The sequence below is a fragment of the Pseudoalteromonas sp. RW-H-Ap-1 genome (assembly GCF_048318575.1).
Taxonomy (GTDB): Bacteria; Pseudomonadota; Gammaproteobacteria; order Enterobacterales; family Alteromonadaceae; genus Pseudoalteromonas.
This window is the reverse complement of sequence record NZ_CP166996.1, coordinates 2,677,629-2,701,893: the sequence shown is the minus strand read 5'-3', so window position 1 is coordinate 2,701,893 and position 24,265 is coordinate 2,677,629. Positions and strand designations below refer to the sequence as shown.

The window sequence follows — 24,265 nt, the reverse complement described above, 5'->3', positions numbered from 1 at the left end:
TCACTTAGAGTATAAATAAGTAAATATGAAAGTGGGCGCATAGCTCAGCTGGATAGAGTACCTGGCTACGAACCAGGCGGTCGGAGGTTCGAATCCTCCTGCGCCCACCACTTTCATAAATAAGCCGACATTAGTCGGTTTTTTTGTGCCTGAAATAAAGTGAATATGGGAAAGTAGCTAGCTACGAACCAGACGGTCAGAGGTTCACTCTTACAAGATACGTCCTGCGCCCAGCACTTTCATAAATAAGCCGACATTAAGTCGGTTTTTTTGTGCCTGAAATAAAGTGAAATTGGAAGAGCAGTAGGGTTTGCACTCGACGGTCGGAGGTCCACTCTCAGAAGATACGTCCTGCGCCCAGCACTTTCATAAATAAGCCGACATTAAGTCGGTTTTTTTGTGCCTGAAATTTGAGAAGGTTTTCAGCTTTCAGCTTTCAGTTAAGCCAAACAAACACCCCTGTTAAAAATTTCAGCGTAGACGCAGAACGTGTTCGCGTGAGAAGCGCAGCTTCTAATTAGTTACGTATCCACTTAAAACCATTCACTGCTCTTTAACTTAAGGTGTGGTATTTTAAACACCTTGTTTAAAAGGATCTTGCTGTATGTTTAAAACCGTATTTTTTATATTCTTATTTATTTTAAGCGCACTTTTTACTGTTGCTACACATGCAAATGAGGCTAAACATGCAATCGCCGTTGGTGCAGAGCAATTTGCTTTGTACTTACCGCAATTAAAAAATAAACGTGTAGGGCTGGTGGTTAATCAAACTTCTGTCGTGGGGCAAACGCATTTAGTTGATAGCTTGCTGGCTAAAAACATCAACATCACTAAAATTTTTGCACCCGAGCATGGCTTTCGGGGCGATCATGATGCGGGAGCACATGTTAAAAACGCCGTTGATAGTAAAACCGGCATTGCGCTTATTTCTATTTACGGTAAAAACAAAAAGCCAACCCCCGAGTCACTGCAAAATGTAGATGTGATTATTTTCGATATTCAAGACGTGGGCGTACGTTTTTATACTTACATTAGCTCTATGCATTACATGATGGAGGCTGCGGCTGAACAAGGCGTTGAATTTATAGTACTCGATAGGCCAAACCCTAATATTAGTCACATTGACGGGCCAATTTTAGAGCCGCAGTTTAAATCGTTTGTGGGTATGCACCCAATCCCTGTATTACACGGTATGACGTTAGGCGAGCTAGCTAAAATGATCAAAGGCGAGGGCTGGATCAACCAAGCAGCTGAGTTACAACTGAGCGTCATTGCTGTTGATCATTACACCCGCACCAGTCGTTATAGTTTACCGGTAAAACCAAGCCCTAATTTACCCAACGATCAATCAATAGCGCTGTATCCCTCGTTGTGCTTTTTTGAGGCAACCCCTGTTAGCATAGGTAGAGGAACTGACTTTGCATTTCAGGTTATTGGTTATTCACCAGTAGCACTTGGGGACTTTGGCTTTACTCCTCGCTCAATAAAAGGCGCAGCGCTTAATCCTAAATTTAAAGACCAAATGGTGAAAGGAATTGATTTACGCCATAGTGATACCGTCGGTTTAAACTTAAATTATTTAATTAATGCTTACCAGCAGCTTACACAAGCTAAGCAGTTGTTTTTTGAACGTGCCGACTTTATGGATAAACTCGCAGGAACTGATCAGCTCAGACTTGCCATAGAAGCGGGGCGAACAGCTGAGGAAATTAAGCAAAGCTGGCAAGCGGGGCTTGAGCAATTTAAACAGCAAAGAGCGCCTTATTTGCTCTACCAATAAAGGAATGAGTGTGTATTTAAATTTTTCCGTGTTAGCAAAGCGTACTTTTTTTAACGCACTGACTATTGCGCTTTGCTTTATTATTACCGGTTGCAGTGGCGCAAGCAGTGCAATTAAATCTCAGCGCCCGTTTATTCCTAATCAAATACAAAGCCTCGCTAATGCGCAAGTTATTGCTACCTTTCCTGAGCCCAACCCCAGTAGCCGAGAATATGTAAATAATCGTGGGACCTTTAAAGCGTATAAAGGGCGTGGGCAATTATTACTACAAAATGAAAGCGCCTTAAGTGCCGATATTTATATTAATAATAAAAAGTTAGCGCTTGATACCCTGCAAAAAAATACTGAGTATGCCTTTAATTTAAGGCAGTACACTCACAACGGAGTTAACACTTTTAAGGTTGATAACATTCAACCTGCTGACGGCAGTTTAACGCTGCGATTTGCCTTTGCTACTCTAAATAGCTCAGCGGCTAAACCTATTGATTTTAGTGCCGTAGATAAGCTAATAGAAAAAGATGTAAGTGAGGGTTTTCCTGGTGCGGTATTAGCGATTGTTAAAGCGGGTAAGATATTAAAATTAACCGCTTATGGTGATGCCAAGAAATATCAGCAAAATGACTTAATGTTGTTACGCCCAGAGCCCATGCAAACAAATACACTCTTTGATTTAGCCTCAAACACAAAAATATTTGCCACTAACTTTGCACTAATGAAGCTTGTGAGCGAAGGGCGATTAAATATAAATAACAGAGTGAGTGATTACCTAACAGAATACCAAGGCGATGGACGAGAGCTGCGCCAAGTTAAAGATTTACTCACTCATAAAGCCGGTTATCCGCCAGTGTTCGACTTTCATCGAAAAGATACCCGCTATGGCGAGGCGTTTTTTTCACAAGCCAGCGACACCACCAAACAATTACTGCTCACCAGCGTGCCACTAGCTAGCGAGCCAAGCGCCCAGCATGTTTACTCTGATATTGATTACATGATTTTAGGTGTTTTAATTGAGCGTATTAGCGGCCAACCACTCGACGAATACCTAGAGCAGCATATTTACGCGCCTTTAAAGCTTAACAACACTTTATTTAACCCGCTTAAAAAAGGCTTTAATCGTCAGCAGTTTGCCGCCACAGAGCTTAGTGGTAATACCCGAGATGGCCGTATTCATTTTGATAATATTCGCACCAATGTACTGCAAGGGCAGGTGCATGACGAGCGTGCTTTTTACTCACTTGATGGTGTAGCAGGCCATGCTGGACTATTTAGTAATGCCTCCGATTTAGCTATTTTATGCCAAGTGCTACTTAACAAGGGCGGTTACGGCGATAAGCAAATTTTTAATGCCAGTAGCTTGGCGCAGTTTTTAACCCCACAAAGTACCGATGAAACCTTCGGCTTAGGTTTTCGTCTTGCTGGAAATAATCAAGCGCGGCGCTGGCACTTTGGTCCGTATGCCAGCCCACAAGCTTATGGACACACAGGTTGGACTGGCACAGTAACTGTGATTGATCCCGCTTACGATTTAGCTATTGTTTTACTTACCAATGCACGCCATTCACCAATTAAAGGTAGTGAAAAACGTTATCAGTTTGTAGGTAAAAACTATGAAACAGCTCAATATGGTTCTATTGTTTCATTAATTTATGAGGCGCTGTTAAATCAGTAAACTCAGTGAGTGACTTAATGGTGTAAATCTATTAAGTTAACTGCTTACTATTAACTAACCAAGGCTGTTAAAGCCGCGTTTATTATAAAAATTAAAAAGGTTTAGCTATGTCTTGGTATTCTATTTTGCCACCGCTGATTGCCATTATTATTGTGTTTTGGCGCAAAGAAGTCATTATGGCACTGCTTGTTGCGGTAATTTCATCGGAATTTTTACTCGCATTACAAGGTGAAGGAAATAGCGTATTTACTACGTTTTTAAATAGCATTGAGCGCATAGTCGCTGTAGCAAGTTCCCCCGGTAATACCCGTATACTCATCTTTAGTATTTTAATAGGCGCCTTACTTGCCTATATTCGTGAGTCTGGCGGCGTCGCTGCTACCGTTAATTTGCTGATGAACAAAGGCGTTGCGAAAAGTAAGCGCCAAGTGGGCTTTTTAACTATGTTTACCGGCGTTGCGGTATTTATAGAGTCAAACTTAAGTGTGCTTACCTCGGGTATTTTATCTCGCGGCCTGTTCGACAAATTTAAAATGAGCCGCGCGCGTTTAGCCTACATAATCGATAGCACCAGCGCCCCTGTGTGTATTTTAATTTTATTAAATGGCTGGGGTGCATTTGTACTGGGCTTGTTAGGTAATTACGAATTAGGCGAGTCGGCGGTATCGGTATTGTGGGGCAGCGTAGGCTATAACTTTTACGCCATAATCACCCTGGTTATTGTTTTTTATACCATTGCGTTCGATAAAGTACATGGCCCAATGAAAGTAGCCGAGCAAAAGTTAGAGCTACAAAAGACCGAACTAAAAGAAGAAGTAAAAGGCTCTAAAGCACGCTTTATGCTAGTGCCACTGCTAACGCTAATTGTTAGCATGGTCGGCTTTATGTTTTACACCGGTAACGGGGTACTTGCCGAGGGTAGTGGCTCAAAATCGGTATTGTATGCCACGGTACTGGCTATTGTTGTGGCCTATTGTTTAATGATTGGTTCGCGCCAATTTACCCACCACCAATTAGTCGATACCGGCTTTAAAGGCATGGGTGAACTACTCCCGCTGGTAAGCATTGTATTGCTTTCGCTCACCTTAGGAGCAAGCTTAAAAGAGTTAGGAACAGGCGTGTTTGTGGCATCTTTGGTGGGCGATTACTTACCAATATATTTAATAGTGCCAGTACTGTTTTTAACAGGTGCGGTTATGTCGTTTACTACAGGCACCTCGTGGGGCACATTTGCCATACTTATCCCCATTGGCGTACCGCTTATTCAAGCGCTTGGTTTACCGCCATCGCTGGTGGTGGGCGCTATTTTAGGTGGCGGGATATTTGGCGATCATTGCTCGCCTATATCCGACACCAGCGCCGTATCGGCCATTGCATCAGGCTGTGACTTACTCACCCACGTTAAAACCCAGTTACCCTATGCATTAGTGGGCGGTGGCCTAACGTTTGTAGCGTACTTAGTAACGAGCTTAATTGTGTTATAATGACTTAGTACAAAATACTAAAACGCCTGCTTAATTGCAGGCTTTTTTGTTTAGTAATTCAAGCACTTATTTATGAATTTTACTTACACAATTACGCCATTTATTAAATAAGATTCAAAAAAAGTCACTATCTACTGTAAAATATATCGAATTAACTTTATATTGGTTTTTATGAAATCAGAAAACGACCCATCAAAAATTTTAAACCCTGATAAAAAATTCGGGCCACTTTTGGCACGTGTTTTTTCGTCTTCAGTTTTTAATGAATTAGCCAATACAGGCTTTTCGCCAACGCTTAACTCTATTATTAAAGAGTTAGATATTAAAGTTGAGCATTATGAGAACTTAGGCGAGTTATTTGAATGTACATATAGTAAGTTATCGAAAGTTTATAGGAATGAATATCTTTATAAGAATTCAATAGCTAATAAAATTTTACTTGGTAAATATTCATTGAATACGGCATCTATGTTATCTGAATTTCGTGTCGCTAAAAGCAAAGCGGATGCTATAATTTTGAATGGAACATCCCATATCTATGAAATTAAAACTGAGCTTGATTCTTTGGAGCGATTAGACCAGCAACTGTTGGATTATCAAAGTTTCTCAGAGTTTGTTAGTGTGGTGACAGATAAAAAGCACATACCTAAATTATTAGATAAAATCCCATCAAATGTAGGCTTAATCGAACTTACTTCGAGAGATACTTTTAGAACAGTTAAAAAGCCGCTATCTAACCTCGACAAGCTTTGTAAAAATGTGCAGTTTGATGCACTGAGACAAAGTGAATACGTTAGGATAGTAAATTTACATCATGGTTTTGTACCTGATGTACCTAATACATTATTATATAAAGAGTGTAAAAAGCTATTTAAAGATATACCTATTCGAGTAGCTCATAAATATATATTGGGTGAGTTAAAAAATAGAAACCTATCAACGCAAAAAAAGAGCTAGTTATTCGTGCTCCAAAATCTTTAAAGGTTACAGCACTCTGTAGTAGGTTATCTATTAAGCAAATAAATAATTTGTCTTTGGCATTGTCTCGGGGCATACTTTAATGAATAAGGTAATAAATATAAGGAAAGTCAATGTATTACCCTTATCTTCGTGGAAAGCAAAATGAATTGATTCTCCTAAGGGAGAATGCAGAATTAATATCCGCATCACAGATTTCACCGATAATTGAGCCTGTTAAGGGAAATCTAAATCCTTTGATTAAATCACTTAAAGTTTTAATTTCAGAACGATGTAAGTTCTCAGTGATAATTAATCCTATATATGGTGAATTTTCTTTTGATAATACAGGGTTAATTGATTGCTTAAATGAAGAGGGAATTCTCGAGTACGAAAATTTAAGTATTGCTTTGATATGTGATGAAGATACAGAGGTTATTACTGTAGAAGGTTATTTAAATAACTTCCCTGATAATAATATTGAACTAATTCACTATGGTTTTACCGAAGGTAAGGAGCTGTCAAAAGCTTTATTAGGCTTTAATAAAGAGTTCACACATATATTCATAGAAAAGTTTGCGCAAAGGCGATATCGCAGAATTTTTACCAATGATAAAAGAATTTTAATTAAAGATGGATTTAATAGGCAAAAGTCTAATAAAGATTACCCAGCTAAAGAGCATTTTTCTGAACTTCATATTATGTATAAAGAAGAAAATATGGATGGTTTTGGGGATTTTTTAATTAATGGTGATGAATATTCCGAGTCAGGTGGGCCAGCGTATGCTGTAGCTATACATTTAACGTATCTTGATGAGAGTGATGAAGATGATATGTTTATTAAACATTATCTTTCTGAGAGTAATAGCTCTCCTGCAGACCCCGGAGGTAAATTTCTTGAAGCACTCAATAAGCTTGTTAATGATAACGATCCAAAAATATTCTCTTCTCAAGCTCATCAAGAGTTTCACAAGTTAGCAGCTAGACAGCATTATCCAGGGTTGGGATATGTTAAAAAGCTGTCAATGCAGCACCACCTAGAATTAATAGCTGATTTTTTAAAGTAACCAAGGGATAGGTTCACATGGAATATTGCGGAAACTGTTTAAACTCAGATTTTATTAGCGAAGATATAGCCGTTAAATCTAAGAAAAATGGCGATTGCTCGATCTGTGGGAGTAAAAATGTTGCATTAATTGAAGTTGAGCATTTACATAACCTATTTAATTCATTAATTGAACTGTATAAACTACATGAAAAAGGTGAGTCACTGATTTCATTATTAAAAAAGGATTGGTTATTATTTGATACTGTACCAGATGAAAGGGTAATTGTACTTTTACGCGGTATAAAGTATGGAGATGAAAATTTAAGATTAAATTATATCCCAGCTGCTGAACAAACGGAGTTATTTGATTGGGTATCCTTTAAAGAAGAACTTAAACATGTGAATCGCTTCTTTCCTACTACTTTTCCGCAACATGACGCATTAGCTTCTTTAATTAGCTACCTTTCAGCTGAAGTGCCTATTGAGGGTTCAAAGTATTATAGAGCTAGAATACAAAAGACATCTAAAGAGTTATTCCCTGCAAATGAAATGGGAGCACCACCGAAAACACTTGCAAGTAATGGAAGAGCAAACCCTTTTGGTATTTCTTATTTATATGTTGCTTCGACGGAGAATACTGCTGTTTCAGAGGTGAGACCACATAATAATGAATTTATTACTATTGCAACATTTAAAGCTAAAGAAGAGCTCAAACTGGTTGATTTAAGAGCTCCTAGAAAAACAATAGTGCCATTTAGGTATTCTGAAGCTAGCTTAAAAAATATCTATCAAGGTTTAAATCTGCTTGAGATGTTAGGCGAAGAGCTTACTAAACCAGTTTCACAGTCGAAAGCGCAACTCGAGTACTTATCTAGTCAATATTTGTGCGAATTTATAAAATCTCAGGGTTATGATGGTGTTATTTATGAAAGCGCACTAGGTGATGGAGATAATTATGCTATTTTTGACGAGGCTAAGCTTGAGTGTTTCAATATAAGCCAAGTTCAAATTAACTCAGTAAAAATATCTCATATCAAGGTTGTTAACGATGACTTGCAGCAATAATTTATTGTATGCAAGAATGATTATGTTCTTGGTAAATTATTTAAATATAAATTGCAGTAGTTTCTTTTTTAAATATACTAAACAAAACCAGCCTAAGCCCCACACTGCTTAACCCCATCTCCCGCATGTTTAAGCGCCACAATCTGCCCTTTGCCGTTATGTGCCATAGCGAGTATATCACCCGTATTTATATTACTTTCAACTGCATGCTTCCCTTTTAAATCACTGAGCAGTGACTGCTTAATTTGTACCAGTACCTCGTCATTGCAGCTGGCTATGTACCAGTCGTTGTCGACCTTTACGAGCGTGCCGTATTCTATGTGGTGTTGTTGATGGCGGCGTAAGTCGTTTGCTAGTTGGGTGTCGAGCGCGCGTTTTTGTTGCGTTATGGTACTTGCGTAGTTACCTGTTTGATCTATTTCATGCGTTGTTATAAACGAGTAGTCGTGTATGTCTATGGTGTTTAATACGGTTTTAGGGGCTGTATTTATCACGTTGTTACTGTCGAGCACTATAAAGGCTAGTAAGCACAGTGCACAGGTAAGGCTTGTGAGTTGCAGGGCAAAACCAAGCTTTTTAGGTTGTTTTTGGATTACGGAGTGTTTTAACGCCTGTTGTTGAGCATGCGAAAGAGTGGTACGTGCTTTTCGCTCGTTATAATGTTGTGTGAGCTTTTCATTAAACTGCTCATCAGGCTTGTTCATTATAATCTCCTAATAATTGTTTTAGGTTTTGTTTGGCGTAGCGTAGCCTTGTTTTTATGGTTTGGGCGTTGCTTTGCGTTATAAGCTCTATGTCGGTAAGGCTAAAGCCTTCTTGTTGTAAGGTGATGGCTTCGCGCTGCACAAAGCTAAGTTGCTTGAGCGCAGTGTTAAATGCTTCGTAACTTATGTGTGTGTCGCCTATGTGTGAGTCACTACTTGTTAATTCACTTTGATTGTCATTTTGCGCAGGCAGTTGGCTGTTTTCGTCAAACTCGACAAAGTGTTGCTGTTTGCGGTATTCGTCTACTAATGTGTTACGTGCGAGTCGAAATAACCAGGCTTTAGGCGTGGTTTGCGCTTGGTAAAGGTGGCGTTTTTCGATTACCTTTAGCCATGTTTGTTGGCTTACGTCATATGCTAAATGTGTATTAGATTGCGTTACCAGATAATGGTACAAATCGTTACTGTATAAGGCAATAAGTTGCTCTAAGTGGCGGTTGTCGCCACTTTTTGCATACCGCGCCATGCAGTCTTTGCTTGGTGCTTCAAATAACCATGACTTAATACTCAATAGCATAGGCGCTTATTTCCTTACTGCGAACTGTCTAATTTAAAATCAAGCTGTACGGTTTGACCCGTTTGTAATTGTGCCACACCTTCAATTACTTTTGGACGATATTTCCAGCGTTTAATAGCGCGAAGTGCTTCGCGATCAAATATGCGTTTTGGTTCGGCATTTACTACTGTGGCATCAATTACTTCACCTGTGGGTGAAATATTAAAGCTAAGTTGCACCCAGCCTTCTATACCATCACGTGCTGCGCTAGTTGGGTATTTAGGATTTATGCGCACAATGGGTGAAGCATCTCCCGTAGGGCGGGTAAGTGTTTGCTTCATATCGTCACCAAATCCGTCAATTATTATGGGTGGTGCTGTGCTTATTGCTGTTATTGGCTCATTACTAGGTGCTACACGTGGTGGTGCTTTAGGTGGCACTTTAGGTGTGGGTGGTGGCGGTATTCTTTTAATATGCGTGGTTTGTTTATCTTCTGGTGCTTGAAAAATCTCAACAGTAATATCATCACCCGATTTTATAGGTGCTCTTTGTTCGCCACTAATTAAGTATTGCATAAAGGCAAATGCGATAAAGGTCATCGCAGCACCGCCAATAACAGCTGTTGATGTTTTGAACATGGGGTTTTTAGGGAATTCAAGTGTGTGCATAAGCCGCTCCAAATTAATTTATTATGTTGTTTCAGAGCTATAACGGCTGGCAAATAGAAAAGGGGTCAAATAGTTTTAAAATTTAATTAAAAATACAGGGGTAGTATTTAACCTATATAAAAGGTTTCTTGATTTTTTTATTTTGGGTTGGCTAAAAAGAATGTAGTTATTTTGAAGTTTGACTGTTATTTTCTATTTTATTTGCCTTAGGTAGATGAAATTGAGAGCTTTAAGTTGCTTCCCTGCTGTTGTTAGATTTTGCTTCTCAGTAGTAGCGGTGGCAACATTCAGGCATGCTCATTAAAAAGGATTTTATAAATGAAAAAAGTAATATTCGTTTTTTTATTATTTGTTAGTGCGTGTTCATATTTCGAAAGTGAAACAGAGCAAGCTAATCGTTTATCCAAAACATACCAAGTAGACATTAAAACAGATGACCCGAAGGAATCTTACCCAGAAGAGTTTTCAAACAAAGATGCTACTTTAAACAATGTAAATATAACTAGAACCACTTTAAAAGATGCTTCTGATACTCTAGATGGTATTGAGTCTGCCTTAAGTGTATATCCAAAAGGGTTTGTTTCTGAAGTGATTGATGTTGTATATATTTCTAGCTCTATAAAAATTGAAGGTGCGGCAGCTGGGGGGACTTATGGGTCTAAATGGATAGCTCTATCTAATATTACACAATGGAATGGAACAGAAGCCAACTATAAGAACGCATTTCGCGGATTCCATCATGAGCTTAGTTCACTTATTTTTAATCATTCACCTTCAATATTGGTAACGTGGCAAAGTTTATTAAGTGAAGATTGGGAACCTGCTGTATCAAATTATGAAGCGCTTACAAAAGATGAATTAGCGCCAGATTATAATTCGGGCTTTTTATCTGATTATGGCAAAACTTCAATGGGGAACGACTTTAATATTTATGCTGAATTTGCCTTTGCTGAACCTGAAAAACTGCGAGAACTTGCCGCAGCCTATCCAATAATAGCTAAAAAGCTAAGTTTGTTTATTACCGCGTATACGCAGTTTTCGGCTAAATATCAGCAAGACTTTGAAGATTATTTTGCGAGAACAGGTTTAAGTGATGTTGCTGTACAGCCTGAGAATTTTGAAATGACTATCCATTTAGATTTAAGTGATATTAAGCCACAGATAAGCCAGTAATGTATTAAGTAGTAAAAATAACAAAAAAGAGGGGAGGCTCCCCTTTTTTGTTATCATTTTTATTACTATTTTAAATAGTAAGTATTAACTCTTCATATTCTTCTCGTTTTCTAGGTCTTTAAACAGCTCCCCTTGGGGATGCTCAAAAAATTCATCATCATCTTCATCTACTACCAACATTTGATCTTGCGCGGTGGTTTCTTCAATGCGCGGATCCATCGTAGCGGCCAGTGGCGAGTTTGTAACATCGGATGTACCGACCACATAATCACTGGGTTCTGGCTGTTCAACTTTTTGTTTAGAGTTAATAAAGGTTAGTAGTAAGTACATAGCCACGGTTAATAGCGAAATTGACGCATACAATGCTTGGTGACCAAAGTAGGTCATCAGCTGTGCGTTAACTGTTGAGCCTATTGCTGCACCGGCGCCAAAAGCGACTAATAATGCAGATGATACGCCTACGCGCTCTTCGTCCTCAACCCTCGAATTAGCTAGCGCAGAACAAAGCGGATATAAAGTAAACGCAAATAAACCAAAGATAAAAGTGAGTATGTAAGCTGTTAGTTGTGAAGTAGGCAATAAAAACAATGCCAAACTTACAACACCGATAGCTGCTGCATTAGTTCGAATTAATACGCTACGACGAACGCGATCAGAGAGCATCCCCATTGGCCACTGGGCTAGCAAACCAGCAAAAATAGTAACCGACATAAAAATAGCAATTTCTGCGGCACCAAAGCCAGATAGCTTAGCAAATATAGGCGCTAGGCCATAAAAACTACCATTGATAATGCCTGCAAAGTGCACTGCAGTAAGCGACTGTGGCACTTTTTTAGCGTAATCAAACAGACTCATTTTTATCGGTTTTAACGGTTTTGGGTGAATTCTGCGAGTGATAGAAATTGGAATAATACCGATAGCCAACGCCATGCATACTAAAAATAGCGGTGCATACCCTAGCTCAGGAAATTGTGCGAGCGCTAGTTGGCCTAAAATCATCCCTAAGTAAGAGGTGATCATATAAAAAGAGAAGACTCGCCCGCGAGATTCAGGCGCTGATTGTTCGTTTAGCCAGCTTTCTAGCACCATGTAATTACACATCATCCCTAAGCCAACAAAAAGCCTAAGGCCTAACCATATATATAGATTGTCGCTTACTCCGTGTGCGGCCACACAGGCAGTAACCGCCGCAGTACTTGCTGCAAAGGTTCTGATGTGACCCACCGATTTAATTAAATGATAGCCAAGTTTTGAACCCAGTAATAAGCCAAGGTAATAACACGAGGTCATTAAGCCTATCCAAAATGTGGATGTGCCTTGTTTACCTAAATACAGGGCTAAATAGGTTGTAAGTAAGCCGGTACCAATAATTAAAAATAAATTGGCAAAATATAGTGATGGAAATGATTTCATTTAAATGCAAATTATTGAGCTAAGACAACTAGATACTAGAGCAAGCATGAAGGTTTTCCAAGCTGTAAAAAATGTGTTCTGTAATAATGATCACGTAACGTAAGAATATAGAGTGTCCGATAAATTATTTATTAATAAAAATAGTATTTGATAAGGTAGCGACCTAAAAAATCGGGCGGTTGAGTGCAATGCTAGAATAGCGAGTGTATTGCAGGTATTATGCTTAAAGATAATTTTCAGCATTACTTACTCTTTAGAGAGGAAGTTAGGGTCTGTTGACCTTTTAAGGTTAAATTTGCAGCAGTCTGTTTGGTATTTAGGCAAGGCAGCGCCTATGTGGTGTGGTATTCCCCATAAATAGGCGATAACGCAGCATCAATGCCAAACAGGCGCTGCCCGAAGGGTTCTGCCTAGGGGCAATTTACTCTTTGTTGCCTACATGGATGTAGGTAAGGGGCGTGAGCAGGATGCGGAAGCTTTGCTCGGTTTTTACTTAGCCCACTAGGTTACAAACTTCGCGCCGCGATTAAACCGCCCCTAGTTTGAACAAATTTTAATCCGCAAAGGTCAACAGACCCTTATGGCAGTAGTAATATTTTTGGAATTAAAAATGACCAGTGATAATCAAGCTATAAATAAGCGTAAAAAGAATAATCCGCTTATCGAAATCGTATTTAATATCATCATACCTTCAGTCATTTTAATGAAATTTTCAGGGCCTGAATATTTAGGCAGCGTGGTTGGCTTAATTGTGGCGCTTATATTCCCTATTAGTTACGGTATTTATGATTTTATAAAAGCGGGCTCATTAAATTTTATTTCACTTTTGGGCTTTTTAAGTACTTTGCTTACCGGTGGTATTGCGCTGTTTGAGCTTAATGTTGAGTGGTTAGCAATAAAAGAAGCGGCTATACCAGCAATCATTGGTTTTACCGTGCTGATGTCGGGCTTTTTTGGTAAACCCTTGCTAGCCAAACTTTTATTAAACTCACTTTTATTTAAGTTAGACACTATTTACGATGCCCTTGATGAGCGCGGCAATACGCAAAGTTTTAAACAAAAAATTACTAACGCTAATTACTTATTAGCACTCACCTTTGTGTTTTCATCAACTATGAATTACCTCTTAGCTAAATGGATTGTTACTAGCCCAGCAGGTAGCGTGGAATTTAACGAGCAGCTTGGCGAAATGACCTTATTAAGCTACCCCGTTATTGCCATTCCTTCTATGTTGATGCTTATTGGTATTTTTATATATGTGATTAAGGTACTGACCAAGCTAACCGGTATGAAATTTGAAGACATGGTTAATGCCGAGTAATATTTTGTTTTAACAATCAAAAAAGCCGTTTTTTAAAAACGGCTTTTTTGTGTTTTTAAATATCATTTGTATCGAGAATAATGGTGATAATTAGTTTCGTGATATGGAATGAGCTTATAGTTTGGTTGTAAAAAAGTGACTAAGTCGGTGAGTTCAGATACGGTCATGGTATCGTTAAATACCGTCATTTTTGAGCTGCCATCTTCATTTCTGGCGTCGGGTCTATAAGTCCTAGAAAACCGATGTGAGGGATTGATCACTGACGTGACCAGCTCAGCATAGGTAATTATTTTGGTTTTATTACCTCCTAGCTTAATAGAAATATCGTCATGTTTTGTTACGCTGCTATCTTCAACGCCTGGAAGGGTGTGACATGCCAAGCATTTATATTTTAAAAAACACGGTTTTGCCTTGTTCTGCATTCCCCTCTGGCAAGCTAAAACCTCGTTGAGAATCAACGCCTTTATCACAGCCTGTGAGTGCAATTAAACACACGATTAGTAGAGTGTATTTCATTATAGTTCCTGTATTCTCAAGTTAATTTTATGTATTACCAACGCAAACTTATTTGCGTTAACAAATACTTTTTTTAAGAAATAACCTAATTTGAGTGTAGTCAAAGAGTGGCGACTAGCCTAAATGTTGTACATAAATGCTTAAGGGGAATAACCAAAAAGTCGAATGATAATTAATGATGAGATGAAACATCGCAAACATTAAAAAGCCCAGCAATTTGCTGGGCTTGTTAAAGTAGCGTTTACCTAAAATACTAACTGTTCAATTGGCCCGTAGATGACTCTATGTGGGCGCGAACAAACCATTGATATTGCTCAAGCTCTGCAAGTTGTGCAATGATCATATCTTCAGATACCGGATCAAGCTCAGCAAGTGACTCTATAGCTTTACGGTGATCACCGTTAACGCCGTTATACACTTTGTCTAAGGCGGCTAGGTGTTCAGTTACTAAACCTTTGCCGATAGCGTAATCTTCCCACGAACGACGATCGACAATTGATTTTGGTGTACCAACAGGCACGCCGCCTAAAGTGGCAATACGTTCTGCTATAGTGTCTGTCATTTCACGTACGGTTTCAACTTGTGGGTCTAGCATTTCATGTACGCCAATAAAGTTTGGACCTACTACATTCCAATGAATATGCTTTAAAGTTAGTTGTAAATCAATTAGCGCTACCATGCGATCTTCTAGAACAGATATTGCTTTACTTGCTGATTCATTTTCTACACCGGGAGCGGTAAATTCAGCTACTTTGTTTGCATTATTACTGTTACTCATTATGCCTCCTACTATTTCAAAATAGTGTTCGCTTAACTCAAGTGAGTGTTTTAATTGCGATAACGAACACGTCTGTTCTAATAGAAGCAATGAGCATGCCGGTAAAGTTTTTATTGTAAGCTACTGAAATTTATTGATTTATTTTTGTTTAATAAAGCTTCAAGGAGTATTTAGCTTAAAGGGTATGAAAAACATGCACTTTTTTTGTAAATTCTGCAAAAAATACATTTAAAAATGGAGTACTTTAAAGGCTATTTTTGCCTAAGGTATTTAGGCAAAAAGAAAAGTAGAGTTCAGGGTTTAATCGCTATAGCGTTTTTTGAAATTGATGTGCTTTTAATACTTCAAGCGGAATAATGTCGAGCGCTTTTTGATTTGTCGCTTCAAGTACCACAGGAGGAGCAACGCACGCAGCAATGGCATGATACCAACGAATCGCACATAAGCACCACTTATCGCCAGCTTTTAAACCAGCAAAATCATACAAAGGGTTAGGGCTAATTAAATCGTTACCTTGCGCCTTGGAAAACTGTAAAAATTCGTCGGTCATAATGGCGCATACACTATGATTGCCAAAGTCTGAATCTGGTACATAGCAAAACCCCTCACGCGTATAGCCACCGTTGCCACAGCAAAGTTGTAAGCGAGTTCCTAGTACATTTAATTGATTAGCCATATGAAAACTTACCTTGTAATAACCATTAAAAGCAGGGTGTTTACCATAACAGGCTGTTAGTGACTTAGCTATCTATGCTGTTAATTTTATATATCTTTTAAGCGAATAAAAACTGCATTTGGCAGAGCTAAATACAGTTTTTATTAAATCAGGGATTTACGAGAGCAGTGCTGCAGCTAAACGTACAAAATCAGAAGACGTTAAAATACCTACTAGCTGACCTTGTTCGCTAACAACGGGCATGCAACCGTGGCGATTATCTACAAAAAACTTAACGACATCTGATAGCGGTTGCTCTGGGGTTACACTAATAAAATCACTCACCATAATATCTTCTACTTTTGTGAGTTTTTCTTTGCGTTGTAATGCATTAGCACCAAACGTTGCCATGATCCCCATGACTTTGGCGACCATTATCTTTTGTGTGAGCATACCGACAAATGCGCCTTCTTCGTCAATAACAGGAATATGACGAACGTTTTTTTCTTTCATTAAATTGTGTGCGTCATGCAAAGTGCTTTTTACGTTTACCGAAAATGGGTTAGCTGTCATTAAGTCTGTAACGTTTTGACTCATGTTTATTCCTTTATATTATCTGCAGTGTATCAGCTTATATTAGCGCTATTTTTAAGCTTTGCACCTTATTCAGATCAAGGTTTTTGCGGATTTAACAAACAGAGGGATAGGAGGAAGCACTTAATTAAATGCCCAAAAGCATTTAATTAAGTGCTTAAAACTACTGGTAAGTGTTATTCATAGCCACGTGGTGTTTTAGTTTTGATAACTGCGATGTATCCATGCCAACTAGCGTAACTAAGTAGCGGCATAATAATAATGAATCCAGCGGCACCTGCAGCAAAGCCCAGCGCTACCAGTACGAATATACAAATTGACCACACAACCATGGCTGCAAAGTTTTCTTTAACTGCATGGATTGAAGAAACGACTGCGGTCATTATATCAACGCGTCTTTCCATCATAATTTGCGGGGTAAATGCTGAGATTGAAAACACACTGACCAACAAAATTCCGCCGATAATACTGCCTATAGTTAAAAACGCAGAAAGTTCTTCAAAGGTGGGGTTTACATGGTTTGGGTATAATGCATGCACAATTGCAGCTAGGCGCATCCAAATAATCATAATCACCATGAGTAATACCGCAAAACCCCATTCACCTACGGGGTTACGAAACATTGATTTTAATGAATGGCTTAATGTAGGTTTATGGCCTTTTTCAAGTTCCCAGGCTACATCGTATAGGCCAACGGCGAATACCGGACCGATTAAAGCAAAAGCAACGGTTGCAGGTAAAATAGCTAAGTGGCTGTCGGTAAGTACAACAGAGTAAACAATCGCTACCGGAATAAGCGTGAAGATTAAACCGTAAATTAAACTTAACATGGGCGCGCGCGCCATATCTTTAAACGCTAACGAAAGCCAGTGAAAAGCGGCAAATGTATTTACTTTGTTGCACTCTAAACAACGTGCGAATTTAGTGTCTTTGTCTATTGTGTTTGTAGTTGGCATAAAGATGCTCCTTTTTTAGTCACCTTTTAGGTTTAGAACATAGATGTTTTATTTACAACTCATAAACACTCATACGCAAGATTTAGTCGCTTTGTTCATTTGTTAGTCATTTTTGTTGGGTTAGCTATTTCGTTTATTTAAATATATGTTTGAGCATGTACTTAAAAAGTGGGTTCGTATTTCTTTTCCACAGTGGTAATCTAAGCCCTGAAGCTAATTTTAAGAGACCGTAATGAAGGAAAATAAACAACAATTTCAAGGAGCTTTACTGGGTAGTAAACGGTTTTTACCTCTGTTTGTGACGCAGTTTTTCTCTGCTTTAAATGACAATGTTTATAAGCAATCAATCCTGCTTATTTTAATTTTTCAGGCTGCAACGGTAGCTGATGGTGCCTTTTATTCTAATCTGGCGGCAGGATTATTTATTTTACCGTTTTTTCTATTTTCAGGCATGGCTGGGCAAATTGCAGAAAAGTTGGAAAAATCAAAACTGATCAGCATCGTAAAGTTTTGCGAAATTCCTATTATGCTGGTGGGCGTAGTATCGATTTTAACCGAGCAGGTTTGGTTAATGTTAGGTACGGTATTTTTAATGGGTTTACAAAGCACTTTTTTTGGACCGCTTAAGTACTCTATTTTACCGCAGCATGTGGCCCCAAATGAGCTAACTAAAGCGAATGGACTGGTGGAGTCGGGCACTTTTGTAGCAATTTTATTGGGCACCGTATTTGGCACCTATTATATAACCCAAACAGCGGGCCCTATTTATATCAGTATCGCAATAGTAAGCCTTGCGGTTATTGGCTTTTTAAGCAGTCGATTTATTCCTAAAAGTGCAGCCAATGATGCTAACTTAAAAGTATCGATTAACCCTATTACTTCAACCAAAAGTGTTTTTAATGCGCTTAACGCACAAACCGAGTCGGTGGGTAAGTCAGTATTAGGGATCAGCTGGTTTTGGCTTATTGGTGCGGTGATACTAACGGCGCTCCCTAATTACGTAAAACATGTAATGGGAGGCGATGAGTTGGTGGTGACGGCTGCTTTAGTGGTGTTTTCGTTGAGTATTGCATTAGGATCTTTATTGTGTGAAAAGCTATCACGCTCACGTATTGAGTTAGGTATTGTGCCTTTTGGTGCACTGTTAATTACCTTATTTTTATATTTACTAAGCCAAGAGCCTGGTATTGAATTTTATCGCCAAGTTAGTGAGTTGCAGCTTACTCTTGAGCAAGTAATTAATACTGGCGATATGCTCTGGCATTTTGTTTGGATGGCAGGTATTGGTATTGCCTCGGGGTTTTATACCGTGCCTTTGTATGCACTCATTCAGCAGCGTACTCACCCCGATAGCCGTTCTCGAGTGATTGCAGCTAATAATGTATTAAACGCACTGTTTATGGTCGGCAGCGCTGTTTTAAGTATTGTAACTTTAACGCTATTACACTGGGATATTTCACAATTACTGTTGTTATTAGCAGGGCTCAATTTACTAATATCGCTTTACATATATACCAAAGTACCGGAGTTTTTCTTACGTTTTATTATCTATATTTTAGCGATTTGCATGTATCGCGTGCGCACTAAAGGCGAGTCTAACATTCCCGATGAAGGGGCTGCGGTAGTGGTAAGTAATCATGTTAGCTTTGTTGATTGGATGTTTATTTTAGCGGCGTCACCTAGGCCTATTCGGTTTGTTGTATTTGCTCCTATTTACTATTCACCGGCACTTAATTGGTTATTTAAAATGGCCAAAGCCATTCCAATCGATAGTCAAAAATCAAATCCTAAGGCGTTTAATAAAGCTTTTGATGACATTGCGCAAGCACTGAAACGTGGTGAGCTGGTGGGGATTTTTCCTGAAGGCAAGCTCAGCGGTGATGGCGAGGTTGATGTATTTCGCCGTGGCATTGAAAAAATAATTCAGCGCACGCCTGTGCCTGTTATCCCTGTTCATTTAGATGGATTATGGGGCAGTATGTTTAGTCGAAAAACTAAATGGCGACTACCTAGACCCAAATGGTCGTTGGTAAGCGTAGCGATTGGTGAGCCAGTTGCACCTGAAAGTGTGAGTGCCGATGACTTACGTGATCGAGTATTTGCTTTAAAGTAGCTTTATAATAAAAAAGCGCTGCAATTAATTGCAGCGCTGTGGTTGTATTACTTAATGGTTATTAACGGTCTAAATTCATTACTTTAGTCCATGCCGCAACAAAGTCTTCTACAAACTTTTGTTTTGATGTATCAAAGGCATACACCTCAGCAACTGCACGTAGTTCTGAATTTGAACCAAAAATCAGATCAACCGAAGTAGCAGTGTACTTTTGCTCACCCGACTGACGATCAAAGCCTTGATAAATGCCTGCATCTGACGATTTTTTCCATACCGTCGACATATCTAATAAGTTAACGAAGAAATCGTTATTTAGGGTACCAGGCTTGTCAGTAAATACGCCGTAGTCAGTGCCTTTATAGTTTGCATCAAGTGAACGTAAGCCACCGACTAATACAGTCATTTCAGGAACTGTTAGGTCAAGCTGATCCGCTTTATCAATCAGCATTTCAGTTGGTGATTTATAGCTTTTCTCTGCATCAAAATAGTTTCTAAAACCATCGGCAGGCAACTCTAATAAGCTAAATGCATTAACGTCAGTTTGTGCTTGTGTAGCATCACCACGACCAGCATTAAACGGCACGTCTACTGAGTAGCCTGCATCTTTGGCTGCTTTTTCAATCGCTGCATTACCACCAAGCACAATTAAATCAGCAAGCGATACCTGGCTTTTACTAAATAAGCTGTCGTTAAAGTCAGCTTGAATCGCTTTTAATACTTTAAGTACTTTTGCGGTTTCTGCTGGATTATTTACTGCCCAATCCTTTTGTGGTGCTAGCGCAATACGTGCGCCGTTGGCACCGCCGCGCATATCTGAATCACGGTAACTGGCAGCCGATGCCCATGCCACACGTACTAACTCAGGTACACTTAGGTTCGAGTCTAAAATAGCAGCTTTCAGCACTTTTACTGCATCAGCATCAATGTTTGATTTAGTCTCTGCTGAAATAGGGTCTTGCCAAATTAAGTCTTCTTTTGGTACTTCTTTACCTAAAAAGTTACGTGGTGGCCCCATATCTCGGTGAGTTAATTTGTACCATGCTTTAGCAAATGCAAGTTGATACTCTTTTGGGTCATTTAAAAAGCGTTCAGCAATTTTGCGATATTCAGGATCAAATTTTAACGCTAAATCGGCCGTAGTCATTACCGGTGGGTTAAATTTACCTTTAACGTGCGCATCAGGTACTGACTTATGTAATGATTCATCTGTTGGGATCCACTGAATAGCGCCAGCAGGGCTGCGAGTTTGTTTCCACTCAAAGTTAAGTAGATTGCTTAAGTATAATGATGACCAGCGAGTAGGTGCTTGTGTCCATGCGCCTTCTAAACCACTAGATACGGTATCTTCAGAGTGACCTTTACCACATTTGTTTTTCCAGCCTAAACCTTGCTCTTCAATATCTGCTGCAGCAGGCTCTGCACCCACACAGTCTTTAGGTTTGTGCGCACCATGCATTTTACCAAAGGTGTGACCACCGGCGATAAGTGCCAGGGTTTCTTCATCGTTCATCGCCATGCGAGAAAACGCAACGCGAATGTTCTTAGCTGAACCAATAGGATCAGGTACTCCTTTAGGCCCTTCTGGGTTTACATAAATTAAACCCATGTGAGTTGCACCCAATGGGCGTTCTAGTTTGCCGCTGGCATCTTCACGGTCGCTGGCAAGCATTTCTACTTCAGGACCCCAGTAAACCATGTCAGGTTCCCAATCGTCAGTACGACCACCAGCAAAACCATAGGTTTCAAATCCCATATTTTCTAGGGCAACGTTACCCGCTAATACGATTAAGTCTGACCATGAAAGGGCTTCACCGTATTTTTGTTTGATTGGCCAAAGTAAACGGCGCGCTTTATCCAAGCTTACGTTATCTGGCCAGCTATTAAGCGGCTCAAAACGTTGTTGACCACCGCCAGCACCGCCACGTCCATCAAGCGTACGATAGGTACCTGCACTGTGCCAGGTCATACGAATAAAAAATGGACCATAGTTACCAAAATCTGCCGGCCACCAGTCTTGAGATTGGGTTAGCAGAGCGTCGATATCACTTTTTACAGTGTCTAAATCTAGGCTGTTAAATGCCTCTGCATAATTAAAGTCACTACCGTAAGGGTTTGAGCGTAGATCATGATCGCGAAGAGGAGATAGGTTAAGTTGATCTGGCCACCAAAATTGATTGGTTCTGGTTGCGCCCACTTTTGCTTCACCCATGCCTACAGCACCTTGTGGCTTAGACATTTGTGGTTTTTCTTGGCTAAAAGCAGAGCCAGACATAAGTGCCACACTTATAAATCCAACAAGCGCTTTTTTTGTAAATGATCGGTTTTTCATTGTCAGCTTCCTTAAAGTTAACGAATCTCGTTATATACAAAGCGTATTAAAAATAGGGTCTACTCATTTAAAAACAGTAGGTTGATACTTCATTCAAGCTGTTAAACAAGCCTGAATGACTGAGCGATGGGAATAGTATAGTAAAGGGGCTAAAAACTGTGTGCGAAATAAAGCGATTAGTGCAATCTATAAAAATGATTTATTGAAGTTAATTGATTAAATAAACGAATCACTAAAGAGCTTTGAAAGCGGCGGACATAAAAAAGCCCAGCGTAGGCTGGGCTATTAAATTAAAGTCAGTGTTATTGAGTTTTCATTAATTTACTGGTGATCACACCTGAGGTCATAGCACCCGATACATTGAGTGCAGTGCGCGCCATGTCTATTAATGGCTCAATAGAAATAAGCAAAGCCACTACCTCTATAGGTAATCCCATAGTCGGTAATACAACTAACGCTGCGAAGGTAGCACCGCCGCCAACACCTGCAATACCAAACGAGCTAATAACCACAATACCAATTAGCGGTAAAATAAACTCAAATGTGAGTGGGTCAATTCCCACGCTTGGCGCAACCATCATTGCAAGCATGGCAGGGTAGATACCAGCACAGCCGTTTTGACCTATAGTGGCACCAAAAGAAGCCGATAAATTAGCGATTGCAGGTGGCACTTTTAACTGGTTAATTTGCACGTCAACATTCATAGGAATCGATGCCGCTGAGCTACGTGAGCTAAAGGCAAAGGTGAGCACAGGCCAAATTTTTTCAAAGTAATGTTTTGGATTAACGCCGACTAAACTAAGCAGTAAACCATGCACAACAAACATCAATAAAATAGCCACGTAAGAAGCCACAATAAAGGCGAGTAAATTTAAAATATCGTTACTACTAGAGTTTGCCACAACACTTGCCATTAAGCCTGCAACACCATAAGGCGTTAGTGCAATTACCATGCGAACTAAGCTCATTACTGTTGCTTGTAGGGCGTTTACACCGTTACGAATTGGGCTAGCTAATTCTGTTTTTTCAAGCATTACTTTACGTGCAGCTATACCAACAAGTACACCAAATATAACCGTGGCAATGATAGAGGTTGAACGTTGATTACTTAGATCCGCAAAGGGATTTTCAGGAATAAAGCTCAGTAGCATTTGCGGCACACTTAAGTCGGCTACATTCGCGGCTTTGCTTTGTAGGGTGTCCATTCTAGCGGCTTCACGAGTACCCGAAACAAGCCCTTCTATGCTCAAGTCAAATCCATACGTTACCGCAATACCAATTAACGCTGCAATTGCAGTAGTAAACAGTAAAACAGAGATACTAATAAAGGAGATTTTCCCCAGTGAGCCTTGGTTCTCAAGCTTAACCACTGCGGCAATCATAAAGACCAATACCAATGGCATAATGATCATTTTTAGCAAACCGACATAGCCTTTACCTACTATGCTTACCCAGCTGAGTATTTCTTTAATGGTTTCTGGTGAGTTGGCAAATAAAAACTGTAAGGCTAAACCAAAGGCACTACCAAGCACTAAACCAAATAAAACGGTACGAGATAAAGAGCTGCTTTTTTGCGAAACAAGATAAATAGCAAACAGCAAACCGACAAATAATGCCAACATTAATAATACAGCAAGCGACATGGTACCCTCTTTTATAGCTGTGAATTAGCGCGGCACTTTAACGCTTTGTAAGGTGTTAACAAAATACGCTTTCGCTATGGGATAGAATTAAAATGAATATAGTAATAATATTAAAGTATAACGAATAAACATTTTATCGAACAAACCTATTCATATGCTTGTATTTTATTTAATTTATGGGAGTTACTATGGATCGTAAGTCTGGTTTAAAGCGTAAGTCTTGTACCAATTATTTAGTTAACGTGTTCACTTTAGTTTTATTTAAAAATAGGGAGTAAAGGTATGTTAAAGGCAATAATGGCGGTGGTGATGGTTTTAGTGGTTAGCGGGTGCTCAACTCAGTATCCAAATCAAGCACTACTTGGTAAGCAATTTCCCACTGTTAGTGGAGAAAGCTTAGAGCAACAGTCATTCACCATTCCTGATGACTTTAACAGCCCAAATACATTGCTATTAATAGGTTACAAGCAAGACAGTCAGTTTGATATTGATCGTTGGCTTATTGGTTTAGATATGAGTGCAGTTGATGTGACTGCCTATGAGTTACCAACCATTCAGGGTATGGTTCCTCGCATGTTTAGTACCTTAATTGATAATGGTATGCGCAAAGGGATCCCAAAAGAGTTGTGGGGTGGGGTGATCACAATTTACGAAGATGGCGATAAAGTTCAAGCATTTACTGGCAACGAAAACCCTAATAACAGCCGTGTGATACTGCTTGATGAGAGTGGTAAAATTATTTACTTTTACGACCGTGGTTTTTCTGTATCAGCATTAAATAATTTAAAAGCGGTTTTGGAAAAGCAATAAACTACAGGTTAAATTAGCCGCTTTTGGGCACGC

The 24,265-nt window shown here is 39.4% G+C and carries 20 protein-coding genes, 1 tRNA gene and 1 pseudogene; 11 read left to right on the top strand and 11 right to left on the bottom strand.

From position 1 onward, the window contains the following. The first annotated feature begins 33 nt into the window (after positions 1-33). From AB8618_RS12935 to AB8618_RS12905, 7 genes are all read left to right on the top strand, one after another. A tRNA-Arg gene (locus AB8618_RS12935) sits at positions 34-110 on the top strand. 494 nt (positions 111-604) lie between these two features. Further along, a complete protein-coding gene (locus AB8618_RS12930; protein WP_413400753.1) occupies positions 605-1,780 on the top strand; it encodes an exo-beta-N-acetylmuramidase NamZ domain-containing protein in 1,176 nt (391 codons plus the stop codon). A gap of 10 nt (positions 1,781-1,790) precedes the next feature. Then, positions 1,791-3,449 carry a penicillin binding protein PBP4B gene (gene pbp4b / locus AB8618_RS12925; RefSeq protein WP_413400752.1) on the top strand — a complete coding sequence of 553 codons (1,659 nt, stop codon included), beginning with the start codon at positions 1,791-1,793 and terminating at the stop codon, positions 3,447-3,449. A gap of 107 nt (positions 3,450-3,556) precedes the next feature. After that, positions 3,557-4,933 (top strand): Na+/H+ antiporter NhaC family protein, encoded by a 1,377-nt coding sequence (locus AB8618_RS12920; protein ID WP_413400751.1) that lies wholly within the window; start codon positions 3,557-3,559, stop codon positions 4,931-4,933. 171 nt (positions 4,934-5,104) lie between these two features. Continuing rightward, positions 5,105-5,890 carry a sce7726 family protein gene (locus AB8618_RS12915; RefSeq protein ID WP_409423849.1) on the top strand — a complete coding sequence of 262 codons (786 nt, stop codon included), beginning with the start codon at positions 5,105-5,107 and terminating at the stop codon, positions 5,888-5,890. A gap of 134 nt (positions 5,891-6,024) precedes the next feature. Beyond that, positions 6,025-6,957, top strand: a complete 933-nt coding sequence (locus tag AB8618_RS12910; protein WP_409423848.1) for a sce7725 family protein — start codon at positions 6,025-6,027, stop codon at positions 6,955-6,957. A gap of 17 nt (positions 6,958-6,974) precedes the next feature. Next, positions 6,975-8,003, top strand: coding sequence for an RES family NAD+ phosphorylase (locus AB8618_RS12905; RefSeq protein ID WP_409423847.1), 1,029 nt, complete (start codon positions 6,975-6,977; stop codon positions 8,001-8,003). A 92-nt stretch (positions 8,004-8,095) separates the two neighbouring features. Here AB8618_RS12905 and AB8618_RS12900 read toward each other — a convergent pair whose 3' ends face one another. The 3 genes from AB8618_RS12900 to AB8618_RS12890 are packed head-to-tail and all read right to left on the bottom strand — an operon-like array spanning position 8,096 to position 9,931. After that, entirely contained in the window at positions 8,096-8,707 is a 612-nt protein-coding gene (locus AB8618_RS12900; protein ID WP_413400749.1) for a hypothetical protein, read from the bottom strand. Next, positions 8,694-9,284 (bottom strand): sigma-70 family RNA polymerase sigma factor, encoded by a 591-nt coding sequence (locus AB8618_RS12895; RefSeq protein ID WP_413400748.1) that lies wholly within the window; start codon positions 9,282-9,284, stop codon positions 8,694-8,696. The genes AB8618_RS12900 and AB8618_RS12895 overlap by 14 nt, the downstream gene beginning before the upstream one ends. A 14-nt stretch (positions 9,285-9,298) precedes the next feature. Then, positions 9,299-9,931 (bottom strand): energy transducer TonB, encoded by a 633-nt coding sequence (locus AB8618_RS12890; protein WP_413400747.1) that lies wholly within the window; start codon positions 9,929-9,931, stop codon positions 9,299-9,301. Positions 9,932-10,249: 318 nt separating this feature from the next. Between AB8618_RS12890 and AB8618_RS12885 the strand changes: the two genes are divergently transcribed. Next, positions 10,250-11,104 carry a hypothetical protein gene (locus AB8618_RS12885; protein ID WP_409423843.1) on the top strand — a complete coding sequence of 285 codons (855 nt, stop codon included), beginning with the start codon at positions 10,250-10,252 and terminating at the stop codon, positions 11,102-11,104. Positions 11,105-11,188: 84 nt separating this feature from the next. Here the strand turns inward: AB8618_RS12885 and AB8618_RS12880 are convergent, their stop codons facing one another. Then, complete coding sequence (locus AB8618_RS12880) at positions 11,189-12,517, bottom strand: MFS transporter (RefSeq protein WP_409423842.1); 1,329 nt, start codon at positions 12,515-12,517, stop codon at positions 11,189-11,191. A 610-nt stretch (positions 12,518-13,127) separates the two neighbouring features. Between AB8618_RS12880 and AB8618_RS12875 the strand changes: the two genes are divergently transcribed. Further along, positions 13,128-13,838: a VC0807 family protein gene (locus tag AB8618_RS12875; RefSeq protein WP_409423841.1), complete on the top strand. Its 711-nt coding sequence runs from the start codon at positions 13,128-13,130 to the stop codon at positions 13,836-13,838. 62 nt (positions 13,839-13,900) lie between these two features. Here the strand turns inward: AB8618_RS12875 and AB8618_RS12870 are convergent. The 5 genes and pseudogenes from AB8618_RS12870 to AB8618_RS12850 all read right to left on the bottom strand — a co-directional run bounded on the left by AB8618_RS12870 (position 13,901) and on the right by AB8618_RS12850 (position 17,337). Then, a pseudogene (locus AB8618_RS12870) lies at positions 13,901-14,354 on the bottom strand (c-type cytochrome). A 253-nt stretch (positions 14,355-14,607) separates the two neighbouring features. After that, on the bottom strand, positions 14,608-15,132 hold the full coding sequence (dps, locus tag AB8618_RS12865; protein WP_409423840.1) for a DNA starvation/stationary phase protection protein Dps: 525 nt from the start codon (positions 15,130-15,132) through the stop codon (positions 14,608-14,610). Positions 15,133-15,439: 307 nt separating this feature from the next. Beyond that, positions 15,440-15,808 carry a DUF2237 family protein gene (locus tag AB8618_RS12860; protein WP_409423839.1) on the bottom strand — a complete coding sequence of 123 codons (369 nt, stop codon included), beginning with the start codon at positions 15,806-15,808 and terminating at the stop codon, positions 15,440-15,442. 156 nt (positions 15,809-15,964) lie between these two features. Next, a complete protein-coding gene (locus tag AB8618_RS12855; RefSeq protein WP_409423838.1) occupies positions 15,965-16,384 on the bottom strand; it encodes an HPP family protein in 420 nt (139 codons plus the stop codon). A 173-nt stretch (positions 16,385-16,557) separates the two neighbouring features. After that, the gene (locus AB8618_RS12850; protein WP_008111401.1) at positions 16,558-17,337 is read right to left on the bottom strand and encodes a DUF2189 domain-containing protein; all 780 of its coding nucleotides are present in this window, start codon (positions 17,335-17,337) and stop codon (positions 16,558-16,560) included. 232 nt (positions 17,338-17,569) lie between these two features. Between AB8618_RS12850 and AB8618_RS12845 the strand changes: the two genes are divergently transcribed. Beyond that, positions 17,570-19,450 (top strand): MFS transporter, encoded by a 1,881-nt coding sequence (locus AB8618_RS12845; RefSeq protein WP_418157309.1) that lies wholly within the window; start codon positions 17,570-17,572, stop codon positions 19,448-19,450. A gap of 61 nt (positions 19,451-19,511) precedes the next feature. Here AB8618_RS12845 and katG read toward each other — a convergent pair whose 3' ends face one another. Together katG and AB8618_RS12835 are read right to left on the bottom strand one after the other, a co-directional pair. Beyond that, positions 19,512-21,779, bottom strand: coding sequence for a catalase/peroxidase HPI (gene katG, locus AB8618_RS12840; RefSeq protein WP_409423835.1), 2,268 nt, complete (start codon positions 21,777-21,779; stop codon positions 19,512-19,514). A 302-nt stretch (positions 21,780-22,081) separates the two neighbouring features. Then, positions 22,082-23,422, bottom strand: a complete 1,341-nt coding sequence (locus tag AB8618_RS12835) for an L-cystine transporter (protein ID WP_409423834.1) — start codon at positions 23,420-23,422, stop codon at positions 22,082-22,084. A gap of 282 nt (positions 23,423-23,704) precedes the next feature. Between AB8618_RS12835 and AB8618_RS12830 the strand changes: the two genes are divergently transcribed. Beyond that, on the top strand, positions 23,705-24,232 hold the full coding sequence (locus AB8618_RS12830) for a hypothetical protein (protein WP_409423833.1): 528 nt from the start codon (positions 23,705-23,707) through the stop codon (positions 24,230-24,232). The last annotated feature ends 33 nt before the right edge of the window (positions 24,233-24,265 follow it).

Bases quoted from the DNA above. Each gene is read 5' to 3' on its own strand.
- AB8618_RS12905 (WP_409423847.1), top strand. From the start codon at position 6,975: ATGGAATATTGCGGAAACTGTTTAAACTCAGATTTTATTAGCGAAGAT.
- AB8618_RS12930 (WP_413400753.1), top strand. From the start codon at position 605: ATGTTTAAAACCGTATTTTTTATATTCTTATTTATTTTAAGCGCACTT.
- AB8618_RS12915 (WP_409423849.1), top strand. From the start codon at position 5,105: ATGAAATCAGAAAACGACCCATCAAAAATTTTAAACCCTGATAAAAAA.
- AB8618_RS12855 (WP_409423838.1), bottom strand. From the start codon at position 16,384: ATGAGTCAAAACGTTACAGACTTAATGACAGCTAACCCATTTTCGGTA.
- AB8618_RS12900 (WP_413400749.1), bottom strand. From the start codon at position 8,707: ATGAACAAGCCTGATGAGCAGTTTAATGAAAAGCTCACACAACATTAT.
- AB8618_RS12845 (WP_418157309.1), top strand. From the start codon at position 17,570: ATGAAGGAAAATAAACAACAATTTCAAGGAGCTTTACTGGGTAGTAAA.
- AB8618_RS12830 (WP_409423833.1), top strand. From the start codon at position 23,705: ATGTTAAAGGCAATAATGGCGGTGGTGATGGTTTTAGTGGTTAGCGGG.
- katG (WP_409423835.1), bottom strand. From the start codon at position 21,779: ATGAAAAACCGATCATTTACAAAAAAAGCGCTTGTTGGATTTATAAGT.
- AB8618_RS12850 (WP_008111401.1), bottom strand. From the start codon at position 17,337: ATGCCAACTACAAACACAATAGACAAAGACACTAAATTCGCACGTTGT.
- AB8618_RS12885 (WP_409423843.1), top strand. From the start codon at position 10,250: ATGAAAAAAGTAATATTCGTTTTTTTATTATTTGTTAGTGCGTGTTCA.
- AB8618_RS12890 (WP_413400747.1), bottom strand. From the start codon at position 9,931: ATGCACACACTTGAATTCCCTAAAAACCCCATGTTCAAAACATCAACA.
- AB8618_RS12910 (WP_409423848.1), top strand. From the start codon at position 6,025: ATGTATTACCCTTATCTTCGTGGAAAGCAAAATGAATTGATTCTCCTA.
- dps (WP_409423840.1), bottom strand. From the start codon at position 15,132: ATGAGTAACAGTAATAATGCAAACAAAGTAGCTGAATTTACCGCTCCC.
- AB8618_RS12920 (WP_413400751.1), top strand. From the start codon at position 3,557: ATGTCTTGGTATTCTATTTTGCCACCGCTGATTGCCATTATTATTGTG.
- AB8618_RS12860 (WP_409423839.1), bottom strand. From the start codon at position 15,808: ATGGCTAATCAATTAAATGTACTAGGAACTCGCTTACAACTTTGCTGT.
- AB8618_RS12875 (WP_409423841.1), top strand. From the start codon at position 13,128: ATGACCAGTGATAATCAAGCTATAAATAAGCGTAAAAAGAATAATCCG.
- AB8618_RS12880 (WP_409423842.1), bottom strand. From the start codon at position 12,517: ATGAAATCATTTCCATCACTATATTTTGCCAATTTATTTTTAATTATT.
- AB8618_RS12835 (WP_409423834.1), bottom strand. From the start codon at position 23,422: ATGTCGCTTGCTGTATTATTAATGTTGGCATTATTTGTCGGTTTGCTG.
- AB8618_RS12895 (WP_413400748.1), bottom strand. From the start codon at position 9,284: ATGCTATTGAGTATTAAGTCATGGTTATTTGAAGCACCAAGCAAAGAC.